The organism is Micromonospora sp. WMMD710 (genome assembly GCF_029626045.1).
Lineage (GTDB): Bacteria > Actinomycetota > Actinomycetes > Mycobacteriales > Micromonosporaceae > Micromonospora.
The window spans coordinates 3,849,866-3,871,184 of the sequence record NZ_JARUBD010000001.1 but is presented as its reverse complement, the minus strand read 5'-3'; the positions used below and the strand labels follow the sequence as shown (position 1 = coordinate 3,871,184).

The window sequence follows — 21,319 nt, the reverse complement described above, 5'->3', positions numbered from 1 at the left end:
AGCGGCCGGCGCGAGGACGTCGACGCTCAGAGTGCCGGGCCGGACCCACCCTCGGGTACCGGCAGCGCGCTGCCCTTCACGAACTCCGACCAGCTCAGACTCCACGCCGTCCAACCGTTGCCGGCGGCGATCCTGCGCTCGGTGCCCTTGATCGTGATCGGGTCACCGATCCGGGTCTTGTCGAACAGCCACTTGGCGTTCGCCGTCGACATGTTGACGCAGCCGTGCGACACGTTCTGCCGCCCCTGCACGTGGTCCGACCAGGGCGCGGCGTGGATGTACTCGCCGCCCCAGGTGAGCCGCTGGGCGAACTGGATGTCGGTGACGTAGCGATTAACTGGATTCGGATCGCTGCGGGTGTCGAAGACAGTGGCTTCCTTCTTGTCCATCACGATCAACGTCCCGCTCGACGACGGCGTGCTCTTCTTGCCCAGGCTCACCGGGATGCTGCGGACCAACGCGCCGTTCTCGTACACCGACATCTTCTTGGTGGCGTTGTCCACCTTCATCTCGAACAAACGGCCGATCTTCGCGGTGGCCTTGCGGTCGACGTCGCCGTACTTGCCGTTGCTCAGCGGTACCCCCGCCAGCGCGATCCGCACCGTGATGGTCGTACCGGGCTTCCAGTACTCCGGTGCCCGGTAGTACGCCTGCGTGCCGTTGTCCACCCAGTGCCAGGCGCCCGGCTGCGGCGGGTCGGTCTTGACGAACATCCGCTTCTGCACCGCCGCCCGGTCCTTCTTCGGGATGCCCGGGTGGAACTCGGTGACCACCGGCATGGCCACGCCATAGCTCTTGTCGTCGAACAGGTACAGGCCGGACCCGATGGTCGACTTCGGCTTGGCCATCGTGGTGAAGCTGCTGGTGCCCTGACTGCTGGTGCCGTCGGACGCGCTCGCCGTCAGGGTGGCCGTGTACTTCGTCCCGTACTTCAACGGAGCGGACGGCACCCAGGAGGAACCGTCGGTGCGCAGCTTGCCCTCCACCGCGCCCCCGCCGTCGGCCGTCAGCGTCACCGCGGACACCTTCGTGCCGTCCGGGAGCTTGGCGCTGATCTCCGTACTCACCGGCTTGTTCTTCGTGCCGTCGGCCGGGCTCAACGTGAGCGCCGGCCCGCTCGGCGTCGCCGACGTCGCGGGTGCCGCCGAGCCGGGCTCGGCGCCCGCGCTCGCGTCGGACGACGTGCCACCCACGAATTCCGGCTTCTTCTGCTCGTCGCCGCACCCGGTCAGTGCCAGCGACGCCGCCAGGGTCAGAGCGCCCACCACCGCCCCGGCTCGCCTGAACCGTGCCATCCCCACCTCTGTTCTCGCGTACCTGGCGGACATCGTGCCGTATCGGCGCCCGGACCCACGCCCCCATGTTCCGCACGCCGGCCCTTTTGTGGCCATATGCCCGGTAAGCTCGACCGAAGGGGGGAGTCGGGTAACCGAATTGGAGCCCGGCTCAGCCGGGTGCTAATGTTCTCTCCGTTGCCGACGAGCGCCGCTAGCTCAACTGGCAGAGCAGCGGACTCTTAATCCGCGGGTTCGGGGTTCGAGTCCCTGGCGGCGCACCAACGATCAAGGCTCTGACCTGGTGGTTCACACTGGGTCGGGGCCTTTTTCGTGTCTGGCCATCGGTGGTGTTGGCTCGGTGGGTGCTCGGGGGCCGTTGGACGGGGCCGGCGTTGCCCGGACTGAACGCGGGTCTCGTGTACGTCCGACGCGCACCGCTGGGTCTTCTCCGGGGTTGATGGCGCCGGGTGTGTGCGGGGCGCGTCAGGCCAGAGCTTCCGGGGCGCGCCGCCGCCACCACGCACTGAAGAGGGTGACCACGTGCGTCTTGATCTCGTCCGTGATGATCTCGTGCGCGTCGCCCATGAGCGGCCGGACGGCGTGCCTGTAGACCTCTGGGTGGTGTTCGACCGAGGGGCAGGTGAAGATGGCCAGCATCCTCAGGACGCGCAGGGTGTCTGTTCCGAGAAGGGGAAAGTGAGCCTCCAGCAGCCTCGCCAGGGCTGACCACACCTTGTCCACGACAAGGCGGATGACGGCGTCGGTCACCAGCCGGGGCAGCCCCGAATCGAACCGCCGCGACAACGCGTCGGTGATGAACTGCTTGGCGGTATCCGTCAGCAGGTCGACGCCCTTGTTGATCTTCTCGATCGACTGGATCAGGGCCACCAGCAGGCTGCACCATGTGTGATCTGCCAGGCGCTTCTTGACCTCCCTGGCGTCAGACTCGTTCCGGACGAGGCTGTCTATGTCGGCTGAGATCTCGGGCCACGTGTTCTTCATGACCTGGTGGGCAAGGGTGTCCATCCGGGCAAGGTCTGATGACGTCGATGTTGGTTCAACATCACGTGGTAGCCGGCCGTTGGTCTTGGTTCGGCTGTCGGCGGCCCACAGGTAGTCGGCGATGTCCAGGCGTGCGAGGTCGAAGTAGATCTGGCGGTTGTGGGCGTTGAACTTCTGGCGTCCGGATCGTTGGTCCGCTTCTGCTTTCTCCTTGAGTTCGCGCCGCCGGTCGTCGCGCTTCTCTGGTCGGTCGGCGGCGAGGGTCGTCCATCCCTGCCAGCCGTGTTGTGAGCCCCCGCAGCCGGAGCATGTGCAGCCCGGCCTCTGGGCGTTTGCGCAGTTGGCTCTGTGGGTGTTGGTCATCATCCGCAAGTCGCCGCCCGGTCCGTTGCGCTTAACGTGACTGGGTGGTGACCTTACGTGAGAAAATGATAGATGCCAATGGGTGTGTGCGGGCCCGGGCCGCCCACGGCGTCCCGCACCGCTCCGGCTGACTTGTCTCCCGACGCTCATTTCTGTCGGTAACCAGACTGAAGTCCCCACTCGGGCGTTCGTGGCCGTCTGGATGGCTGACCAGCCGATCTGAGTCGTCGATGTCCGCCCGAGGGCTACGGCGCTACCGTCGTCGGGCCGTGGTCGAGCCTGGGGGAACAATGGGATACCGCTTCAACGCACCACCGAACTGGCCGACGCCGCCTGCTGGATGGGTCCCGCCTTCGGGCTGGACACCGGATCCCGCTTGGGGCCCTCCTCCGCCGGGGTGGCAGCTATGGATCCCGGATTCGCCGGCTCCGGCCCCGACGGAGCCCGTCACGGCCGCCCCGCAGGCTGCTGGTGCTCCCGCAGTCGTTGTCTCGCAGCAGCGCAACGCAAGTCCGGACATTCCTCTGTTCGGTGCCCGGGGCAAGGCGCGTGAGCTAGCGGTGGAGAATGCGCAGCTCCGCGGCGAGCTCAATCAAGTACGCGTTGAGCTGACGGGTCTACGGGCGGAGATGTCACGGCTCGGCGTGCTGTCCGCGATCGAGCTCGAGCAGCACCGGGTTCGACTCAGTCGTGAGATCGCGGACCTGACAACGAAGGGCGAAGCTGAAAAGGCTGAACTCGATCGATACCTGCGCGGTCTCCGTCAGCAGATCGTGGTCACCGAGGAGACGGCACTGCTGCAGGAAGCCGGTGTCTATCAGTACCGGCATCCCCTGTCGGACGCGGTTGCCTACCAGAGCCAGCTCAGCCGGCTTCAGGACCAGATCAAGGCCATGACCAGGAAGGATGGGGGAGCGGTCAAGGCTGCCACCGGATGGACGGTCAACGGCTCGGCCGCCGAGGGCCGGGTGATGCTCCGGGACTTCTCAGAGGGTGGTTCGAAAGATTAGGTCCGTTTCGGGGCGAGAGTGAACATTCCGGGTTCGTCTTCGGTCAGGACCTGGTGGTTGACCATGCGTTTCAGCTTCGCGCGGGTGGCTTCGACGTGTTTCGGTGAGGGTTCGACGCCGAGTGCGAGGCAGATGCCCTTTGCCCGCATGCCGGTGGGCGCGGTGGTGAGGACGTGCAGGATCTGCTGGTAGGGGGCGCTGGCTATCGTCGGGTCCTCGGCTGTGAACTCGGTGGCGGCGAGGGTGCGCAGGGTGGTGCGGGTGGTTGCCAGGTCGGCCAGGTCGCTGTCGATGCGGGCGAGTTCTGCGGTGAGGGTGGTGATCTTCTCGCGGAGCTGGTCGGCGGCCTGGCGCGCGGTGGTTTCGCGTTCGGCGATCAGGTCGAGGATCGCGGGCAGGTTCACCGGTGCCGCCAGGTGGGTGTGCTGGTCCCGGTCAGCCGACGCATGATGTTCGCCGTGGATGCCCACAACGTTCGGGACACGGCCGATTCCGGTCGGCTCTCGTACTCGCGCACGAGACGGCGGTGGAGCATGAGCGTGCCGTGGGTCTGCTCCACGATCCACCGTTTGCGGATCGGCACGAAGCCGGGCCTGGTGTCGGCGCGTTTGACGACCTCGACATCGACACCCAGGACGGCGCCGTGCAGCGCGAAGTCCTGTTTGAACCCGGCGTCGACCCAGGCGCGGGTGACCGTCGGTGTGTGTTCGACGACCTTGTCGAGCAGATGGATGCCGATGGCGTTGTCGGTGGCCGACGCGGCGGTCACCACGACCGCGATGATCAGGCCCAACGTGTCCACGGCCAGGCCCCGCTTGCGGCCGGGTACCTTCTTCGCGGCGTCTTTGCCGGTCGTGGCGGCCGGGACGTGGTTCGCGGCCCGGATCGACTGGGTGTCCAGTACGACCGCGGTCGGGTCCTCGGCCCGGCCGGCCTTCTCCCGTGCCTGGCAGCGCAGGAGGTCGTGGATCGTCTGGTCGGTGCCGTCGTCACGCCACAGGGCGAAGTAGTAGTAGGTCGCCGACTTCGGGGGCAGGTCGTGCGGCAGGTACGCCCACTGACAGCCGGTCCGGTTCTGGTAGAGGATCGCGTTCACGATCTCCCGCAGGTCGTAGTCGCCCTGATGACCCGAGACCGAGACACGCCTGGCCTTCCACGCCCGCAGGAACGGCCCGATCAACGCCCACTGCTCGTCACTGACGTCACTGGGATACGGCTTTCGATCACCCATGACGGGCCTAACGCCGCGACCGCTCGACGGTCACGACCAGGATTCACCTTTCACAACATCGAGCGATCGCCATACGACGAAACCCGCTGAAAGATCGCCAACTGGACGCAAGCCATAGATCAAGTCGAACATCCTCAGACCGCCCTCTCAAAGCTCATGCTCCGCGCCTACAACGCCGAGGCGGACAACCTTGTACGGGGTTTGAAGCCGTACAAGCTCGACTCGGCCGTCGACCGGCTGGGGAAGGTGGCGGCAACCATCGCCAAGCTCGGCAAGACGATGAACATTCGGATCGCCGAGGAGTACCACCGGCTGCGGGTCAAGGAGTTGGAACTCACCGCCGACTGCCAGGAGAAGCTGGCCGAGGAGAAGGAACGGGAACGGGAAGAGAAGGCCCGGCTGCGCGAAGAGCGACGTGCCCAGCAGGAGATCGAACGCGAACGTGCTCGGCTCGACAAGGAACGCCAGCACTACGCCAACGCCCTGGCCGCCTTGCAGGCCAAGGGCGATGCCGACGGTGCCGCCCAGATGCAGGACCGGTTGACCCAGATCGACACCGCGATCCAGGACGTCGACCGGCGGGCCGCCAACGTCCGGGCCGGCTACGTGTACGTGATCTCCAACCTCGGCGCGTTCGGCGAGAAGATGGTCAAGGTCGGCATGACCCGTCGCCTGGACCCGCTGGACCGGGTACGCGAACTCAGTGACGCCTCGGTGCCCTTCAACTTCGACGTCCACGCCCTGTTCTTCTCCGAAGACGCCGCCGGCATCGAGGCGAAAATGCACGCACGGCTGGCCGACCGGCGGGTCAACCTGGTCAACCACCGTCGCGAGTTCTTCTACGCCACGCCGGAGGAGGCCAAGGAACACCTGCTGGCGTTGACCGGCAGCCTGCTGCAGTACGAGGAGGTCCCGGAGGCCCTGGAGTACCGGCAGAGCCTCAACCAGGCGCAGGAGCAACCAGTCGCGACCACATGACATGCCGAGGCCTTGGATGACGGGTGCCTGCTAAGCCGGTTGGTCCAACGGATCACTCGTGCACGCGGCCGTTCTGGTGACCCATGAGCATCCGTCGCTGGAGGGCCAGCCGCTCTGGCCAGGATCAAGCCGAATTGCTGAGATAGAGAGGTACACATGTCGTCGGTCGGACTGTTCGCCTACGGGTCAGCGGGCGGAAGGGAAGGTGTCGACCTGGGTGAGGTCCCGTTCGTGGTGGTGGACGTGGAGACGACCGGGCTGTCATCGACGTCCGACCGGATCGTGGAGATCGCCCTGGTCCGCATCGAAGGAGGTCGGGTGGTCGATGAGTGGGCCACCCTCGTCGACCCAGGCCGCGACCCAGGTCCGACTTTCGTCCACCACATCACCGCAGACATGCTGTCCGGAGCGCCGACGTTCGCGGACGTGGCGGGGGAGATCCTGTCCAGGCTCGACGGCGCTGTGGCGGTGGCGCATAACGCCCGCTTCGAGGAGGGGTTCATCGCGCAGGAGTTCGCTCGAGTCGGCATCAGCACCGCGCCCCTGCCGGCGGTGTGCACTCTGCGGCTGGCCCGACAGGTCCTGGCCGCGCCGAACTTCCAGCTCGTGTCCTGCTGCACCGTGTACGGCATCGAGCTGCATGACGCCCACACCGCTCTCGGTGACACCCGGGCAACCGCCCAACTTCTACCCAGACTCCTGGCCCACGCGCCCGCCCTGCGGTTCCCGTCCGCTCCTGTCCCGCTGCCGCGGTACCCGCGCCATGCCCGGCCACGTACCCGGGTCACCGGCCTGCGCAAGGGCGCGGACGGTTGGATCCAGTCGTTGCTAGGAAAATTGCCCTACTCCACTGGCGACGCCGACCCCGCCTCGGCCGAGGCGTACCTCGCCGCCGTCGGGAGCGTACTCAGCGACGGTAAACTGACCGGCGTCGAAGCCAAGGCGCTGGCACGACTGGCCGGGCAGTCCGGCATGGGCGCCCAGCAGGTACGCGTTTTGCATCATCGCTACCTCGACGGACTGCGGGACGTGGCACTCGCCGACGACATCCTGACCAGCACCGAGTACCGGCAGCTCGTCACGGCCGCACGAATTCTCGGTGAACCGGACTACTTCGCGGACCTCACCGCGCCCGAGATAGAGAACACGGACCGCATCCAGGCCGCCAAGCAGAGGGGACAACGCGTCTGGTGTAGCCCGTCCGTGTCCGCTGACGTCCGCGATCGCCTCACCCAGGCTGGCTTCGTCCTGGCGCTGAACCTGACCCGCAACGTCGTTACCGCCGTTGTCGCTGCCGCTGACCAGGACAACACGAAGGTAGCGCGAGCACGCATCCTCGCCATACCTATCCGCTCCGATCTGACCCTCGACGACATGCTTGGGACCGCCGCCACGCCTTCCCTGGCATCCCAGCAGACCGGCAGTACAGCCGCCGCCGTGGGCGCCGAAGGGACCGGGCCCCGTACGGTGCCGACACCGGCCGCTGCGGCGCACGTGCCCACTCAACGTGTACCGCAGGTCATCGCTGGCTGGTACCTGGACCCGTCAGGGCGGTGGACCTACCGATTCTGGGACGGCCAGGGCTGGACCGAGAAGGTCAGCGGCGGAGACGGCCGTACGTGGTCGGACAGCACTGCCCTACCGCTCTGGTGCGCGCCCACGACGGGCGGCCTGGTCGACGGCCAGCAGCCGCACACCCTCGTGGACCAGATCATGACGATGCAGAAGAACGACATCCACGCGGCGCTGCTCCTGACCGTCCGATGCATCGACGCGGTAGAGAACGACTCACGTATCAAGGGATACGGGGTGGCTCCCTGGTTCTACGAGAGGGCCGCCATCATATTCGCCCGACTGGCCGACCCCGCTGCCGAGGTCGCCGTGCTTGAACGATTCGCGCGGCAGAGACATGCTCCCGGGGCCAAGCCGCCTCAGCTCCTCGATCGCCTCCGCAGACTGCGTGAGGCCATTACCGGCGCATAGCAGCGACGAACCGTCAATGATTCGCGTTCACGATATGGAGTTGCGATCAGCCCTGCTCCGACACCGGATGCGCGGCCCCGCTGTCCAGAACCCTGCTTACCTACCTCGCCGCCTCAGGATGAAAGCCACGATCAGCCCGGCGCAGAAACCGCAGGCGCCAGACCGGTGCTCAGGTGCACGATTACCTCGTTCGCCCCTTCATGGTGGCGGATGGTGAGGGGGATCCTGCCATGCGGCTGCTGCTGAGCGCGGCCCGCGCGTGTCAGCAGCAGGCCGACACGTTGCAGCAGACCCTGACCCGCGTGCATGACGCCACCCCGGCGCCGGACGCGTGGTGTAACCGCGACGACCGGGCGCTCAACACGATGGTCCGTGCCCAGGCCCGCCGGCAGATCTGGCGCGACTGCGTGCTCACCGCGATGAGCATGGGAGTGCACGTCGCCGATCACGTACGCGCCATTGGACTACTGCTGACCCACGTGCGAGAGCCGGGCGCTCCCGTCTACGCGCACGCAGCCTTGACGCGCGGAGCCGTCGAGTCGGCGTCATGGCTGTGGTGGCTGCTCGCCGAAGGCGAGCCGTTCGCCACCCGGCTGGGTCGCGGCGTCGCGTTCCTGGTCGAGGACGCGACCCTCGCGATCAGGGCCGCCCAGCAGGTTCCCTCAGCCGCATACATGGCCGCGCCCGGCGACGGCATCAAGCGGCGGCGTCAGGGACTCCTTGACCGGCTGGAGGATGCGCGCATCGAGACGATCGCTGACCGGCCAGGTACACGCCTCAAGGGCGTGCGGGTGGTCCGCGGCGGCGAGGAGACCTCGACGGGCACGAAGGTCAGCACTCTGGTGACGGAAGCGTTCGCTGACCTGCCCGCCCTCTACGACCTGCTGTCCGGGGCTGCGCACGCCCGCGCTTGGGGGCTGTCGGACAGCATGAGCATGCACGGAGACGAGGCGGCCTGGTCCGCGAATGTCATCGACGTGAGCGCGTTGGCGCTGACAGGGTTGTTGGCTGCGCAGCGCGCCGGAGCGATGTTCACCACCTACCGAGGCTTCCCGGACGACCCCGGCGTCGCGCACATGCGGGACCAGCACACGAACTTCGACCAGGAGATGGTCCGCTACGGTCGTGCTGCCGGCCTTCTGACCGGTATGGGTCCGGTGATTGGGTTCCTCGACTGACTGGCGCTTGGGGTCGGTCTCGTCGCGACGTCCGACATTCCAGATGGTGTGCACACCCCCGGCCACCGACTCGGTTGTTGATCGTGTTGGCGGGCTGGCGAGCGATGTCACCTTACTCGCTTCGAGTTGGTGGCACCGACGATGGGCGTGTACACGTAACGGCTGATCGACCGCTCATGGCTGACACTCCCGGAAACCGGATGGTCGTACATCCGGGTGCTCGGCGGGTGCTCGGTCGCCGTGGACAGGGTCGGCGTCGTATGGATTGTGTGGTACGTGCTGCCGGTGGGATCAGCCGAGACCTGCCGATGCGTGGACTGGTGGGACGCGCGGGCACGCGAGGCATCGATTCGACGCTGGCTCTTAATCCGCGGGTTCGGGGTTCGAGTCCCTGGCGGCGCACCAACGAGCAAGGCCCTGACCTGGTGGTTCACACCGGCCGGGGCCTTTTTCGTGTACCCGGGCGCAGGGCGGTCGGCACGAGTGGTGCCGGCGCCCGGAGGCGCCGGCACCACGGGTGTCAGCTGGCGTGGGTCAGACGCGTGGTGATGCGCAGACCCATGAGGGTGTCGTTCATCCACGGCACCCGCTCGTGGTGCAGACCGGCGGTCATCTGGTCCGCCCAGACCTCGTACCGCTGCGTCAGCGCGGTGGCGCGGGACCGCGCGCTGGTGATCAGACAGTCGCCGAGGGGGTCACCGGGCAGGTTGGACGAGTCGACGGCGGGCTCGCAGGGCAGCTTGAGGCTGACCTGGTCGCGTAGCGGGCGGCTGGGGTCGGGTGCACACGGGGGCGGCCCGCAGAGCGTGTAGTTCCCGCTCGCCCTGGCGTAGGCGTTGCCGATCTTGGCATCGGTCGGCATGTTCACCGGAATCTGGTACTGCCCGAACAGGTTCGCGGACAGCACGTCGTCCGAGTCGAGGGCGTTGGGCAGACCCAACCGGGTGTACGCCTGGAGCAGCCGCGCCGCCGTGTTCAGCTTCTTCAGCGCGGCGGGCACCGGCCCGCTCACCTGGGTGCTCAGGTCCCGGACCCGGTCGTACATGGACTTCTGCCGGGCCTGCAGGAAACCGCGCAGGGTCGGTGTCAGCGAGGCGTTGAGCGCCGTGTTGTCCACGGCGGTCGCGGCGCTCGCGAAGGTCCACCGCCCGGACGGCCACTTCTGGGTCAGCGCCTGCTCGGGCGGGGTCTCGCTGTCACAGTTGAACAGCTCGCAGTCGACCTGGTAGACCTGCTCGTCGGGCCAGGTGTAGTCGGCGGTCCGCGAGTTCTGCCAGGTCCCGGTCGAGTTCAGCCGGAACCGGCTGTGGATCTGCAACCGCAGCTTGCCGTAGTGGCGGATCACTCCGGTGCCGTAGCCCGTCGTACGCGTGTAGACCCAGCTCGGTGTGTAGCAGTACCCCACCTCCGGCAATTCCCGTACGCCCGCCGGCGGCTCGTCGAGGCGCGGCGTGTACGCGTAGTGGAGCGTCCGTACCACGTTCGACATCAGGTCGTAGCGGACGTTGCTGGGCCGGTCGATCTGCCTGGTGCCGCTGCACGACGGCACCATCGCCTCGTCGGCCTTCGCCGGTGCCGGAGCGAGCGGCTTGTCCTCGTCCCAGAACAGGTCGTAGTTCTTCGGCGTCCTCACCTGCACGCCGTTGGCGTCCGGCTCCCAGCGGACCTGGACCTCGTTGGTCCGGAAGGCGGCCAACGCGGTCGACAGCTCGTTGGTGGCGCCGACGTACTCGTCGACCAGCCCCGTGATCAGGCCGTTGGCGTTGCCGTTGACGGGTCGACCGAAGCTGGCCGCGAGGTCGGCGATGCGGGTGCCCTCCGCCTCGATCTGCGCCGCGCGGCTGGCGCTGACCTGGGCGGCGTACGTCGGGTTCTGCAGCATCACCATCGCGTACGCCTGCGCGCCGAGGTTCCACACCGTCGGGTTGCCGACCGGCGTGGACGGTTCGACCATCGACGGGTCACGGCCGCTGGCGATCCGGCCCAGGTAGTTGATCGACCGGGCCTCGCCGAAGCTGTTGAGCACGGTGGTCGGGTCGATCGCCGGGTTGTCGGCGTCGGTTTTGGGCACCACGAAGGCGGCGCCGCTGGCCAGCTGCGTGGCGGTCAGATGGAATTCGTTCTCCGGGCCGACGAACTCGTTGTACGTCGGGATCGGCTGACCGAAGTTCTCCAGGTAGCCGACGTACTTGTTGATGTCGGCGCGGGCGTCGTGCAGGGTGGCGTCGCCGATCGCGGCGAGAACGGTCGCGGCGATGTCCTCCAGCCGCAGACCGAGCTGGGCGACCTGCTGCTGGACGAGGGTGATCTGCGCGGTGTTGCCGGCGATGGCGGCGTTCAGCTTGTCGAACTGGGCCATCATGTTCGCGTACACCGTGTTGATCTGGGCCTCGACCCGCGCGAAGCTGGCGCGCATCTCGTCGCCGAGCGCCCGCACCTCGTCGCGCAGGGCCTTGACCTGGGCGAGGATCTGCGCGTCCAGCGACGGCGCGCTGCTGCCGAAGAGGCCGACGACGGACATCACGGCACCGAAGATGTTGCCGGTCATCGCCAACGTCGCGGTGCTGAAGATCGAGCCCGCCAGGCCACGGCCGGCGATCGCCGCCGCGTACGTGGAGATCGCGCTGATCGTGCTGAGGACCGCCTCCCCGATCACCTTGGACTTCTTGCCGGCGTCCGGGTCGGCGAACCCGATGATGGTGGACACCATGCCGACCCCGGCCTTGATGTCGGAGATGGTCTGCTGCCGGTCCTTGTTCCGATCCTCGGCGGCCTTCTTGGCCGCCGCGGTGCACTCGGCGCTCGGCGGACCCTCCGGCGGGCACTTGCGGTTGTTCTCGCCGATCTCGAGGCGGATCTCCAGGCTCAGGCCGAGCAGTTGCGCGTGCAGCGAGGCCAACTGCTGCTTCGCCGCCGCGACGTACGCCACCGAGTCGCCCTGCAACGCCAGGATCGCGTCGAGGTCCACGTGCGACAGCCCGGGATCCTGCTCAAGTTCCTCGTAGGTGCTGGTGACGTCCACCCCGAACGGCGCACCGAGTACGGCGTTCCAGGCGGTGGCGACCGGCGCGCTGGCTGCTCCCGCCTGTCGGAGGGCCGACCACACCGCGGCGAGAGCGTCGTCGCGGCCGCGCAGCCACTGGGCGGTACGCAGCGCTCCGGATGCGAGTTCCTCGCGGGTGTCCCACGGTTCGACCGTCCTGCCGATCACGGACCCGACCAGGCCGGTGATCTCCGGTGCGGTCCGGGTGTCGCCGCCGGGGGTGCCGAGCAGGATGTCGACGGACCTGAGCAGCAGATCCTGTTCGGGTGCCAGGAGGTCGAACGCGGTCAGCGAGCTGTAGAGCAGCTGCTTGCGTGCGGTGAGCTGGGCCTGTGCCTGTTCGGCCGTGGCGTTCGGGTGCAGCCGGTGCCACTGGACGAACTCGGCCGACAGCGCGACGGCCTTGATCCGATCGGGTCCCTGGATGTGGATCTCGGCGACCTGACCGAAGGCCCGGTCGGTGAGCGCCGCCTGGGGGACGGGGACACCGACGGGGTCGGCCCACGCGGGTCCGCCGACCAGCACGCCTGCCGCCGTGACCGCGATCATCGCGACCACCGCGGTCCCGCGCCTCGCGCGCGGGGAATGCATGATTGTCATGCCGCGAACGTATTGAGCGGCCTGAAAGCGTGCTGAAACCGCGCTGACGCGCAGGTCGACGCCCCCTGGCCGGGGCGATGGGGCACCCGTGCGGACGCCACGGGCACCCCATCGGTGGTTCAGACCTGGGGAGCAGGCTCGACCGTCACCTCGTCGCTGTCCTGGCGCGGTGCCGGGACGAGCTTCTCGTCGCCCTCGTCGGCGAAGTAGTCGCTGCGGCTGGTGCCGTCCGTGCCGTCGGGCACCCGGCCCGCCTTCAGCGCGAGCGTCGCCAGTGCGGCGACCGCCAGGTTGACCAGTACGGCGACGATGCCGACGTAGATCGTCTTCGGGGTGTCGAAGCCGAACTTCTCCAGCGGGAACGCCGACCCGCCGAAGTGCGCGCGCTTCGTCGCCGCGTTCGGGATCTGGTAGAGCATCCAGACGCCCAGGCCCATGCCGGCCACCCAGCCGGCGATGAGCGCGCCGCGGTGGAACCAGCGGGTGTAGAGGCCCAGCGCCACGGCCGGCAGCGTCTGCAGGATGATGACGCCGCCGATGAGCTGGAGGTCGATGGAGAACTGCGGGTCGAGGAAGACGATGCAGGCGACCGCGCCGACCTTCACCACCAGCGAGGCGACCTTGGAGACCTTCGCCTCCTGGGCCGCCGAGGCGTCCTTCTTCAGGTACTCCTTGTAGATGTTGCGGGTGAACAGGTTCGCCGCCGCGATCGACATGATCGCCGCCGGGACCAGCGCGCCGATGCCGATCGCCGCGTACGCCACGCCGGCGAACCAGTCCGGGAAGGTGTGGTCGAACAGCAGCGGCACGACGGTGTTGCTGTCGACCGTGCCCTCCTTGGCCCCGGGCAGCGGCTTCACCCCGGCCGCGATGGCCATGTAGCCGAGCAGCGCGATGAGCCCGAGCAGCAGGGTGTACGCGGGCAGCGCCGACATGTTCCGCTTGATCACGGCACGGCTGCGGCTGGCCAGGACGCCGGTCTGGGTGTGCGGGTAGAGGAACAGCGCGAGTGCCGAGCCCAGCGCCAGCGTCACGTACTGCAGTTGGTTGTTCTGGTTCAGCAGAATGCCGTCACCCGGCGCGGGCGTCGCCGCGAACTTGGCGTCCGCCGCGTCGAAGATCTTGCCCCAGCCGCCCAGCTTGTACGGCAGGTAGATCACCGCCACGAGGATGACGATGTAGATCAGGCTGTCCTTGACGAACGCGATCAACGCGGGCGCGCGCAGCCCCGACTGGTAGGTGTACGCGGCGAGGATGGCGAACGCGATGATGATCGGCAGGTGCCGGGCGACCGTGCTGTCGCCGGTGACGCCCATCGTCTTGAGCACCGCCTCGATGCCGACCAGCTGCAACGCGATGTACGGCATGGTCGCGGCGATACCGGTGATCGCGATGATCAGCGCCAGGGTCGGCGAGCCGAACCGGGTCCGGACGAAGTCGGCCGGCGTGACGAACCCGTGCCGGTGCGACACCGACCAGAGCCGGAGCAGCACCAGGAAGACCAACGGGTAGACGATGATCGTGTACGGCACGGCGAAGAACCCCGCCGCACCGGCACCGAACAGCAGTGCCGGCACCGCCACGAAGGTGTACGCCGTGTAGACGTCGCCGCCGACCAGGAACCAGGTGATCCAGCCGCCGAAGGTGCGCCCACCCAGACCCCACTCGTCGAGATGGGCCATGTCCTTCGGGGCCCGCCACCGCGCCGCCAGGAAGCCCATCCCGCTGACCAGCAGGAAGAGCACCGTGAAGACGATGATCTCGGTGAGGTGATCCCGCCACATCACGACGTCACCGCCCGGTCCCTGGTCATCCGGTAGACAACGCTCGTGGTGGCCACACCGAGCACGATGAAGGCCAACTGGAGCCAGTAGTAGGCGGGAAAGCCGAACAGGCGGGGCGAGTCCATGTTGAACAGTGCGGGGACCAGCGGCACCACGATCGGGAGGAAGAGCAGCCAGTTCCAGGGGCTGCGGTCGGTCGCCTCGCGCGACGGCGGCGCGGCGCCGGGTGGCTCCGGTGTCACGGGCGGTTCACTCATGATGGCATCTCGTTTCGTCGAAGCGTGGTGACGGGATTCGTCACGCAACAATGGGGAAATGTGCACCGGCCGAACGTCGAGTCCCAGCCGGAGAGAGATTTTAAACAGGCGGCCTGCGGTGTCACCGGCATTGCGACGACGGTCACGAAAAGTCTATTCGGGAGGACTCCGGCGCTGGTCAGGTGGCCTGTGCTCGGCACTGGACGGACACTTTAATGCAGTACCTGTCAACACCTCGGTAAGAAATGAAGCGGCAATTCAGTAATCCGGACAGGCGTCGCCGAGGTGGCCCGGGCGGCCGGCACCCACGACGTGTACCTGGTGATCGACTCCCCGCTGCGACTGGCGACCTTCACCGTCCGATAAGGAGGGCCGGGCCGGGGCGGAGGTCGCGCCCCGGCCCGGTGTCGTGCCCGGCGTCCGCGCATTCATCCGACGACCGATCGGCCGGGCACCGCTGCCAAGGGTGATTCACGCAATACGTCCACATAAATACATAGACGTCCCACGATCGATGGTTGCATTCATCACACGTGTGACCTACGCTTCGGGAAGATTTCGAGGCGATTAACAAGAGAGTGCGGTTGGGCGACGACAAGCCACGCCGACCGAGATGGTGTCGCTGTTTCCGTACTCATCGCTCGATACGCACGGGATCCCCTGTCGACGGCACCTGAGAGGAACAGTCCGTGAGGTCAATCGTGTCGACCGCTCGAACGGCACTGCTGGCGGTGGCGGCTGTCGTCGCCGCCACGGTGCCGGCCGTGCTGGCCAATCAGCTGCCGGCCTCGGCTGCGGTGCAGGCGACCTACTACGTCGCCCCCGACGGTAATGACACCAACGCCGGCACGCTGGCGTCCCCGTTCCGGACGATCCAACGCGCGCGCGACGTCGTTCGCACGATGAACGCGAGCATGACCGGCGACATCAACGTGTATCTGCGCGGCGGCACCTACCCGGTCGGCAGCGCCATCGAGTTCGGTGCCAGCGACTCCGGCTACAACGGCTTCCGGGTCAGCTACGCCGCCTACAACGGTGAGACGCCGGTCCTCGACGGCGGTGTGCAGGTCACCGGATGGACCCAGCACAGCGGCAACATCTGGAAGGCCCCGCTGGACCGCGCCAACAAGCTGCGGGCGCTCTACGTCAATGACAAGCGCGCGTATATGGCGTCGAAGACGGTCAGCTCGGCGGGCTGTTCCGGGACGTACACCATCACCGCCGGTCAGGCCTCGTGGGCGTGGGAGTCGGGGTCGCAGTGTGACGGCGCCAAATACAACCTGAACGACTTTCCCGCCATCGCCCGCAACCACGACGACATCGAGATCGAGACGGGCACCACCTGGACCACGGCGATAGTGGGCGTCCGGCAGGTGACCACGAGTTCCGACGGCGCGAACCGGGTCGCCCTGTTCCAGCAGCCGGGCGCGGCCATCGCCCAGGGCGCGTTCAACGGCAACGCCCAGGTCGGCGGCACCCACAAGCTGATGAACGCCTACGAGTTCCTGGACACCCCCGGTGAGTTCTACTTCGACAAGAGCAGCCGGACGGTCTACTACTACAAGGCCAGCAGCGAGAACATGGCGACCGCGACGGTCTACGCGCCGAACAACGTGACCACCGTGCTGCGCGTCGCCGGCACCTCGACCAGCAACCACGCCCGCAACATCACGTTCTCCGGCCTGACGGTGCGGCACTCCGACTGGAACCTGTTCACCGTCGCCGGCTCGTCCTTCAAGCAGGCGCAGCAGGGCAACCTCGGCGCCCAGGTGTACGCCAAGGGCAACTTCCACGTCTACTACTACCGCAACGTCGACGTCACTCCCGGCATCGTCCAGGTGCAGAACGCCGACGGGATCCTCCTGCACCGCAACCGGATCCAGCACACCGGCGCGGACGGGATCAACATGGTCAACGACGTGCAGGGCTCGCAGTTGATCGGCAACCACACCAGTGACATCGCCGGGTCCGCCATCACCGTGGGGCATCCCCAGCACGTCTTCATCGGAGACGGCACGTCGACAAACAACGAGAAGTACTCCGCCCAGGTCGAGGGGCTGCCGAAGAACATCGACATCCGGAACAACTACCTCTACGACAGCGCGGTGCTGTTCAACGGGCACAGCCCGATCTCGGCGTACTTCGCCGACACCCTCACCATCCAGCGCAACCGGATCGAGAAGGCCCCGTGGTCGGGCATCACCCTCGGCTGGGGCTGGTGGAACTTCGACGGGTCGTCGGGTTCGATCACACCGAACCGGCCGACCACCACGGCCCGGAACAACACCATCAGCTACAACCACATCATCGACACGGTGCAGCGCCTGAGCGACACGGCACCGATCTACACCCTCGGCGCTCAGCCCGGTACGACGATCACCAACAACTACCTCCAGGGCGTGCCCTCCGGTCACAAGTACGGGCTGCACCCGGATGAGGGATCGGCGTTCATGACGTTCCGGGACAACGTCCTGAGCATCGACAAGAACGTCACCTGGATGATCAATTCCGACGACTTCGGCCGGAAGCACGATCTGACCATCACGCAGATCTACGGCCCGATCAACAAGGTCTCGAACAAGAACCTGCCGAACAGCACGATCGGCGACATCCTGGTCTCCTCCGACTACGTCTGGCCGGCGACGGCGTACGGCATCGCGGTGAACTCCGGCCTGGAGGACGCCTACCGGGACATCATCCCGGCGAGCACCTTCTCCGCGCCGAACTACGTCCTGCCGGCCAGCACGTTCGTCGCCAGCGCCACGGCATCGATCCCGATCCGGAGCACCGGCGATGCCACCAGGTCGGTGTGGCTGGCGCCCTCCGGCACCACCACCTTCACCGCCGGGCCGACGATGACCAGGGCGGGTGGCACCGCCACGTCCATCGCCGTGCCGACCAACCAGGGGGAGTACCGGCTGTTCGTCGTCGACGCCCAGGGCAACCGGTCGGCGGAGTCGACCTCGATCGTCCGGCAGCAGCAGGGCGGCGGCAGCGGTACCGGGAGCGGGCAGCTCGTCGGCGGCCAGTCCGGCCGCTGTGCGGACGTGCCCAACTCCACCACCACCAACGGCACCCAGGTGCAGCTCTACGACTGCTCCGGTGGCACGAACCAGCGGTGGACCCACACCAGCAGCAGGCAGCTGACCGTGTACGGCAACAAGTGCCTGGACGCCTCCGGGGCGGGTACGGCAAACGGCACCGCGGTCATCATCTGGGACTGCCACGGCGGTCTGAACCAGCAGTGGAACGTCAACGCCAACGGCACCCTGACGAACGCCCAGTCCGGGCTCTGCCTCGACGCCAACGGCGCCGCCACCGCCAACGGCACGAAGCTCATCCTGTGGAGCTGCAACGGAGGCACCAACCAGCAGTGGACGTTGCGTAGCTGAGCACCACCGGAACGCGGGGCCAGGCCGACACGGGCCTGGCCCCGGCTATTTCTGGTAGCCGTAGTTGTCGCAGGTCCGGCGGCCGAGGACACAGTTCTTGGTGCGCTTGTTCATGGTGTTGACGTCCCACATGACGAAGGCGTCGCCGTGCATCGACGAGGCGCTCTTGCCCTCCTTGTCGGAGGAGAGGTAGTAGCCCGCCGGGGTGCCCTTGGCCGGGTACTGGATGTCGAAGGTGATCGCCGGGATCCGCACCGGGTGGCTGGTCGGGCAGGAGTTGCCGCTGCCGTACGCCACATGGTCCTTGTGGTTGGGGCTGTCCAGGTGCGTGCCGTCCCAGCAGTCGGGGAACTGCATCATGAAGTGCAGCGTCGCGTCGCCCCCGCAGATCGGCCAGTTGCCGTTGGTACTGCGGGCGACGCCGTCGAGGTCGCCGGGGCCGTAGAAGGCGCAGTAGAACTGGCCGGTCGCGCCACGCGGTGTCGGCTTCTTCTTCTTGGCGTCACCGGAGATCATGCGCAGGCCGTTGGGCATCGGCATCTGGCCGGTCGAGTTCTTCGCGAGCGAGCGGTAGTAGACCCGGAAACCCGTGGTCTCGACCGGCTTCCCGGTCGCGTTGTCGTAGAGGGTGGGCACCCAGTAGGCGGAGTGATCCTGGACCGGCTTGCAGGACGTGGCCGTGAACGTGGTCAGGTCCCCGGCGACGGTGTTCGCGTCGACGGCCTTGTTGCCGACGAACGAGTGCATGTGTGAGGCGCCCGGGAGGCCGGGAGCGACGATCGGGTCGTCCGGCAGTCGGTGGCTGTACTGGCAGTCCGCCCGGAACTCCGGGAGGTTGCCGACGCCGGCCGGGGCGGGGTCGATCTTCAACGCCCGGTACGCGTCGGCCTGCGCCTTCCAGGCCGCACTGTCGACGGGAACCCAGCCGGTCCTGGGGGTTGTCGGTGCGGCAGCGGTCGGCGTCGCGCCGGTCGATGGTGTCGTGGAGACCGACGGTGTCGCGGCGGCCGACACCGCCGCTCCGGGCGACTGAGCCTGCCCGGCCGACGGCGATGGGTATTCGAGGGCGTTGGCCGCGTTCGACGGCTCGGGCTGCACCGCGCCATTGCCCAGGTACACGGCCCCGGCCGCGACGACGAGCACGACAGCCGCGCCCGCGGCCACGCTCAGCTTCTTGCGGGCGAGCCACCCCGGGGAACGATGACGTGACGGCGGCGGGCCTTCGTACGACACAGGTCACTCCCACAGAGCAGACGACAGGCTGACCCGAACGGTCACGGCCGCCGTATGGTAGGCGCTCGCCGCCCGCGCGAGACAGGTCTTTAAACCTCCCTTAAAGAACCCGGCCCGACCTCGGGGTCCGGTGGTGCGACCGGACGACAAGTGGGTAATGGTGGACGATGAAGTCAACCTGGAAGCCCCACGAGAAGCACGGCGGCCTGACCGACAAGGACAAGCGCGAGCTGCCGGAGACCGTCTTCGCGTTTCCCGGTAAACGCAAGGAGCCGATGACCGACGCGGGCCACGTCCGCAACGCCATCGCCCGCTTCGACCAGGTGCAGGGCGTCACCGACAAGGACCGCGACCTGGCCTTCCAGAACATCCTCGCCGCCGCGGAGCACTACGGCGTCGAGGTCGCGGAGACGAACTGGCACCAACTCGGTCGACTGCCGCACACGCCGAACCCCGCGCACTGAGCGATCCGAGGCGTGTTAGCGTGCTCGTCGTTGTCAGCGAGCGCCGCTAGCTCAACTGGCAGAGCAGCGGACTCTTAATCCGCGGGTTCGGGGTTCGAGTCCCTGGCGGCGCACCAACGATCAAGGCCCTGACCTGGTGGTTCACACCCGGGTGGGGGCCTTTTTCGCGTACGCCGGGTGGGTCGCTCGGCGCGAGTTCGGAAGCGGTTGGACCGGGCTGGCGTTGCTGAGGCATCCGCTGCGCTTCTTCGAGCAGTCAGTCGTTGGTGATTACGCTGGTGGCGTGGGGGGACAGCTGCGGGTTCGCGTGCAGGGGGACCTCTATCACCCGGTGGTGCCGCCCGGTGCCGTGTATGTGGGGCGGCAGGGCTTCGGGTTGCGGCGTTCTCCCTGGGCCAATCCGTTCAGCCTGCGAAAGCATGATCGGGCGGAGGCGTTACGCCTCTATCGGCAGTGGCTTGTGGGGCAGCCGGCCCTGGTTGACCGGGCGCGTCGAGAGCTCACGGGGAAGCAGTTGGCGTGCTGGTGCCGCGTCGAGGATGCGTGTCATGCCGACGTGCTGGCCGACATCATCGGTTGAGGTGCGGTCGGCGTCCAGCAACTGGGCGCCTCGGTGCGTAGACACCGCCGATGCTGAAGGACTGGGGTCTTGCCGCTTGGTTGCCTACAAAGAAGGCAACGTCGCGGTCAGCGGCGCTGAGCTGGTTGAGGAACTTGTTTCTCAGATGCTCAGCAGCCTCCGCGTCGCTGAGCTGGTTCAGACGGCGTTGTAGGGCGACGAACTCCCAGTCCCAGAGTGTCTGCCGGTGACCGCGGCAATGACGGTCTGCGCATCGGTAGCGGTAGGCGCCGGTGAAGCGTGGTGCTTGAAGTGGGCTGCGCTTGGCCGGTTCCAGCAGGTCGAGCTGGTTGAAATACGCGGCGATCTTCTTGCGATCCTCCGCCGACCAGCCGGGATGCCGCCTGACCTGAAGCGCCGAGATGTCGACCACGCGAATCAGCGCGATCGATCGTGCGCTCCGGTCGTCGCGGGCCTGTTTGTTGAGCCGGCACATGGAGTCTTCGACGAGCGGATCGAGGAGGTTTCGACGCGCCTGCCGACTGGCAAGGTGCCGCTCGGTGGTGATGGTGTCCACGATCGGTTTCCAGCTCTCGCGCCGCTGGTCTTGCCTGGCTGGCAGTGCCTCGACGTGGATGATGTCGTACTTGTGGAACGTGCCGTCGTCGTCGAGGTCTCGGTAGTGGAACGGGTAGAGGCGGATCCAACCGGTCCAGGGCGGGTCCATGCCCAGTGCCCCCACGCAGACCGTCTCCCCGTACCGCGCGGAGAGGTTGGGTGCCGCCTTCACTGTGATCAGGAGGCGGAGTTTTGCTGGTCGTGCCAGGACCGGCTTCGGTCTCGGATCTTCGTCGGTGCTCAGTCCCCACAACGGAAGCTGTTCCAACGGCACCACCCACGTCGCAGAGTGCGGCTACCAGGACACACTTAGTTACATAGACAGTTTCACATCTGCGGGGATTGGG

16 protein-coding genes and 2 tRNA genes are annotated in these 21,319 nt (G+C 67.2%); 9 read left to right on the top strand and 9 right to left on the bottom strand.

Features of this window, described 5'->3' with window-relative positions; translation table 11 throughout:
- Positions 1-26 precede the first annotated feature (26 nt).
- Complete coding sequence (locus O7620_RS17770; RefSeq protein WP_278123899.1) at positions 27-1,295, bottom strand: Ig-like domain-containing protein; 1,269 nt, start codon at positions 1,293-1,295, stop codon at positions 27-29.
- A gap of 187 nt (positions 1,296-1,482) precedes the next feature.
- Here O7620_RS17770 and O7620_RS17765 point away from each other — a divergent pair.
- Positions 1,483-1,558 (top strand) — tRNA-Lys (locus O7620_RS17765).
- Between the two features lie 202 nt (positions 1,559-1,760).
- Here the strand turns inward: O7620_RS17765 and O7620_RS17760 are convergent.
- The gene (locus O7620_RS17760) at positions 1,761-2,645 is read right to left on the bottom strand and encodes a hypothetical protein (RefSeq protein WP_278123897.1); all 885 of its coding nucleotides are present in this window, start codon (positions 2,643-2,645) and stop codon (positions 1,761-1,763) included.
- Between the two features lie 557 nt (positions 2,646-3,202).
- Between O7620_RS17760 and O7620_RS17755 the strand changes: the two genes are divergently transcribed.
- The gene (locus tag O7620_RS17755) at positions 3,203-3,652 is read left to right on the top strand and encodes a hypothetical protein (protein ID WP_278123896.1); all 450 of its coding nucleotides are present in this window, start codon (positions 3,203-3,205) and stop codon (positions 3,650-3,652) included.
- Here O7620_RS17755 and O7620_RS17750 read toward each other — a convergent pair.
- Entirely contained in the window at positions 3,649-4,056 is a 408-nt protein-coding gene (locus O7620_RS17750; RefSeq protein ID WP_278122040.1) for a hypothetical protein, read from the bottom strand. The two genes, O7620_RS17755 and O7620_RS17750, sit on opposite strands and share 4 nt — an antisense overlap.
- On the bottom strand, positions 4,053-4,883 hold the full coding sequence (locus O7620_RS17745) for an IS5 family transposase (RefSeq protein ID WP_278122041.1): 831 nt from the start codon (positions 4,881-4,883) through the stop codon (positions 4,053-4,055). Before O7620_RS17745 ends, O7620_RS17750 begins: the two co-directional genes overlap by 4 nt.
- 156 nt (positions 4,884-5,039) lie before the next feature.
- Here O7620_RS17745 and O7620_RS17740 point away from each other — a divergent pair, with 156 nt between their 5' ends.
- The 3 genes from O7620_RS17740 (at position 5,040) to O7620_RS17730 (ending at position 9,022) form a co-directional block, all read left to right on the top strand.
- The gene (locus tag O7620_RS17740; protein ID WP_278123895.1) at positions 5,040-5,861 is read left to right on the top strand and encodes a DUF4041 domain-containing protein; all 822 of its coding nucleotides are present in this window, start codon (positions 5,040-5,042) and stop codon (positions 5,859-5,861) included.
- 231 nt (positions 5,862-6,092) lie between these two features.
- Positions 6,093-7,844, top strand: a complete 1,752-nt coding sequence (locus O7620_RS17735) for an exonuclease domain-containing protein (RefSeq protein ID WP_278123893.1) — start codon at positions 6,093-6,095, stop codon at positions 7,842-7,844.
- A gap of 230 nt (positions 7,845-8,074) precedes the next feature.
- On the top strand, positions 8,075-9,022 hold the full coding sequence (locus O7620_RS17730; RefSeq protein ID WP_278123891.1) for a hypothetical protein: 948 nt from the start codon (positions 8,075-8,077) through the stop codon (positions 9,020-9,022).
- A 520-nt stretch (positions 9,023-9,542) separates the two neighbouring features.
- Here O7620_RS17730 and O7620_RS17725 read toward each other — a convergent pair.
- The 3 genes from O7620_RS17725 to O7620_RS17715 all read right to left on the bottom strand — a co-directional run bounded on the left by O7620_RS17725 (position 9,543) and on the right by O7620_RS17715 (position 14,706).
- Positions 9,543-12,665 carry a hypothetical protein gene (locus O7620_RS17725; protein ID WP_278123889.1) on the bottom strand — a complete coding sequence of 1,041 codons (3,123 nt, stop codon included), beginning with the start codon at positions 12,663-12,665 and terminating at the stop codon, positions 9,543-9,545.
- Between the two features lie 119 nt (positions 12,666-12,784).
- Positions 12,785-14,449 carry a sodium:solute symporter gene (locus O7620_RS17720; RefSeq protein ID WP_278127044.1) on the bottom strand — a complete coding sequence of 555 codons (1,665 nt, stop codon included), beginning with the start codon at positions 14,447-14,449 and terminating at the stop codon, positions 12,785-12,787.
- On the bottom strand, positions 14,449-14,706 hold the full coding sequence (locus O7620_RS17715; RefSeq protein ID WP_278123888.1) for a DUF3311 domain-containing protein: 258 nt from the start codon (positions 14,704-14,706) through the stop codon (positions 14,449-14,451). Before O7620_RS17715 ends, O7620_RS17720 begins: the two co-directional genes overlap by 1 nt.
- A 689-nt stretch (positions 14,707-15,395) precedes the next feature.
- Here O7620_RS17715 and O7620_RS17710 point away from each other — a divergent pair.
- Positions 15,396-18,098 carry a ricin-type beta-trefoil lectin domain protein gene (locus tag O7620_RS17710; protein WP_278123886.1) on the top strand — a complete coding sequence of 901 codons (2,703 nt, stop codon included), beginning with the start codon at positions 15,396-15,398 and terminating at the stop codon, positions 18,096-18,098.
- A 45-nt stretch (positions 18,099-18,143) separates the two neighbouring features.
- Here O7620_RS17710 and O7620_RS17705 read toward each other — a convergent pair whose 3' ends face one another.
- Positions 18,144-19,331, bottom strand: coding sequence for a DUF1996 domain-containing protein (locus tag O7620_RS17705; RefSeq protein ID WP_278123885.1), 1,188 nt, complete (start codon positions 19,329-19,331; stop codon positions 18,144-18,146).
- Positions 19,332-19,498: 167 nt separating this feature from the next.
- Here O7620_RS17705 and O7620_RS17700 point away from each other — a divergent pair, with 167 nt between their 5' ends.
- The 3 genes from O7620_RS17700 (at position 19,499) to O7620_RS17690 (ending at position 20,375) form a co-directional block, all read left to right on the top strand.
- Positions 19,499-19,795 (top strand): DUF6582 domain-containing protein, encoded by a 297-nt coding sequence (locus O7620_RS17700; protein WP_278123883.1) that lies wholly within the window; start codon positions 19,499-19,501, stop codon positions 19,793-19,795.
- Between the two features lie 40 nt (positions 19,796-19,835).
- Positions 19,836-19,911 (top strand) — tRNA-Lys (locus O7620_RS17695).
- A 167-nt stretch (positions 19,912-20,078) separates the two neighbouring features.
- Entirely contained in the window at positions 20,079-20,375 is a 297-nt protein-coding gene (locus tag O7620_RS17690) for a DUF4326 domain-containing protein (protein ID WP_192580191.1), read from the top strand.
- On the opposite strand, the gene O7620_RS17685 is transcribed toward O7620_RS17690, so the two are convergent.
- On the bottom strand, positions 20,365-21,249 hold the full coding sequence (locus O7620_RS17685; protein WP_347403774.1) for a hypothetical protein: 885 nt from the start codon (positions 21,247-21,249) through the stop codon (positions 20,365-20,367). The two genes, O7620_RS17690 and O7620_RS17685, sit on opposite strands and share 11 nt — an antisense overlap.
- Positions 21,250-21,319 lie beyond the last annotated feature (70 nt).

Bases quoted from the DNA above. Each gene is read 5' to 3' on its own strand.
- O7620_RS17725 (WP_278123889.1), bottom strand. From the start codon at position 12,665: ATGACAATCATGCATTCCCCGCGCGCGAGGCGCGGGACCGCGGTGGTC.
- O7620_RS17745 (WP_278122041.1), bottom strand. From the start codon at position 4,883: ATGGGTGATCGAAAGCCGTATCCCAGTGACGTCAGTGACGAGCAGTGG.
- O7620_RS17715 (WP_278123888.1), bottom strand. From the start codon at position 14,706: ATGAGTGAACCGCCCGTGACACCGGAGCCACCCGGCGCCGCGCCGCCG.
- O7620_RS17760 (WP_278123897.1), bottom strand. From the start codon at position 2,645: ATGATGACCAACACCCACAGAGCCAACTGCGCAAACGCCCAGAGGCCG.
- O7620_RS17720 (WP_278127044.1), bottom strand. From the start codon at position 14,449: ATGTGGCGGGATCACCTCACCGAGATCATCGTCTTCACGGTGCTCTTC.
- O7620_RS17700 (WP_278123883.1), top strand. From the start codon at position 19,499: ATGAAGTCAACCTGGAAGCCCCACGAGAAGCACGGCGGCCTGACCGAC.
- O7620_RS17740 (WP_278123895.1), top strand. From the start codon at position 5,040: ATGCTCCGCGCCTACAACGCCGAGGCGGACAACCTTGTACGGGGTTTG.
- O7620_RS17770 (WP_278123899.1), bottom strand. From the start codon at position 1,295: ATGGCACGGTTCAGGCGAGCCGGGGCGGTGGTGGGCGCTCTGACCCTG.
- O7620_RS17730 (WP_278123891.1), top strand. From the start codon at position 8,075: ATGCGGCTGCTGCTGAGCGCGGCCCGCGCGTGTCAGCAGCAGGCCGAC.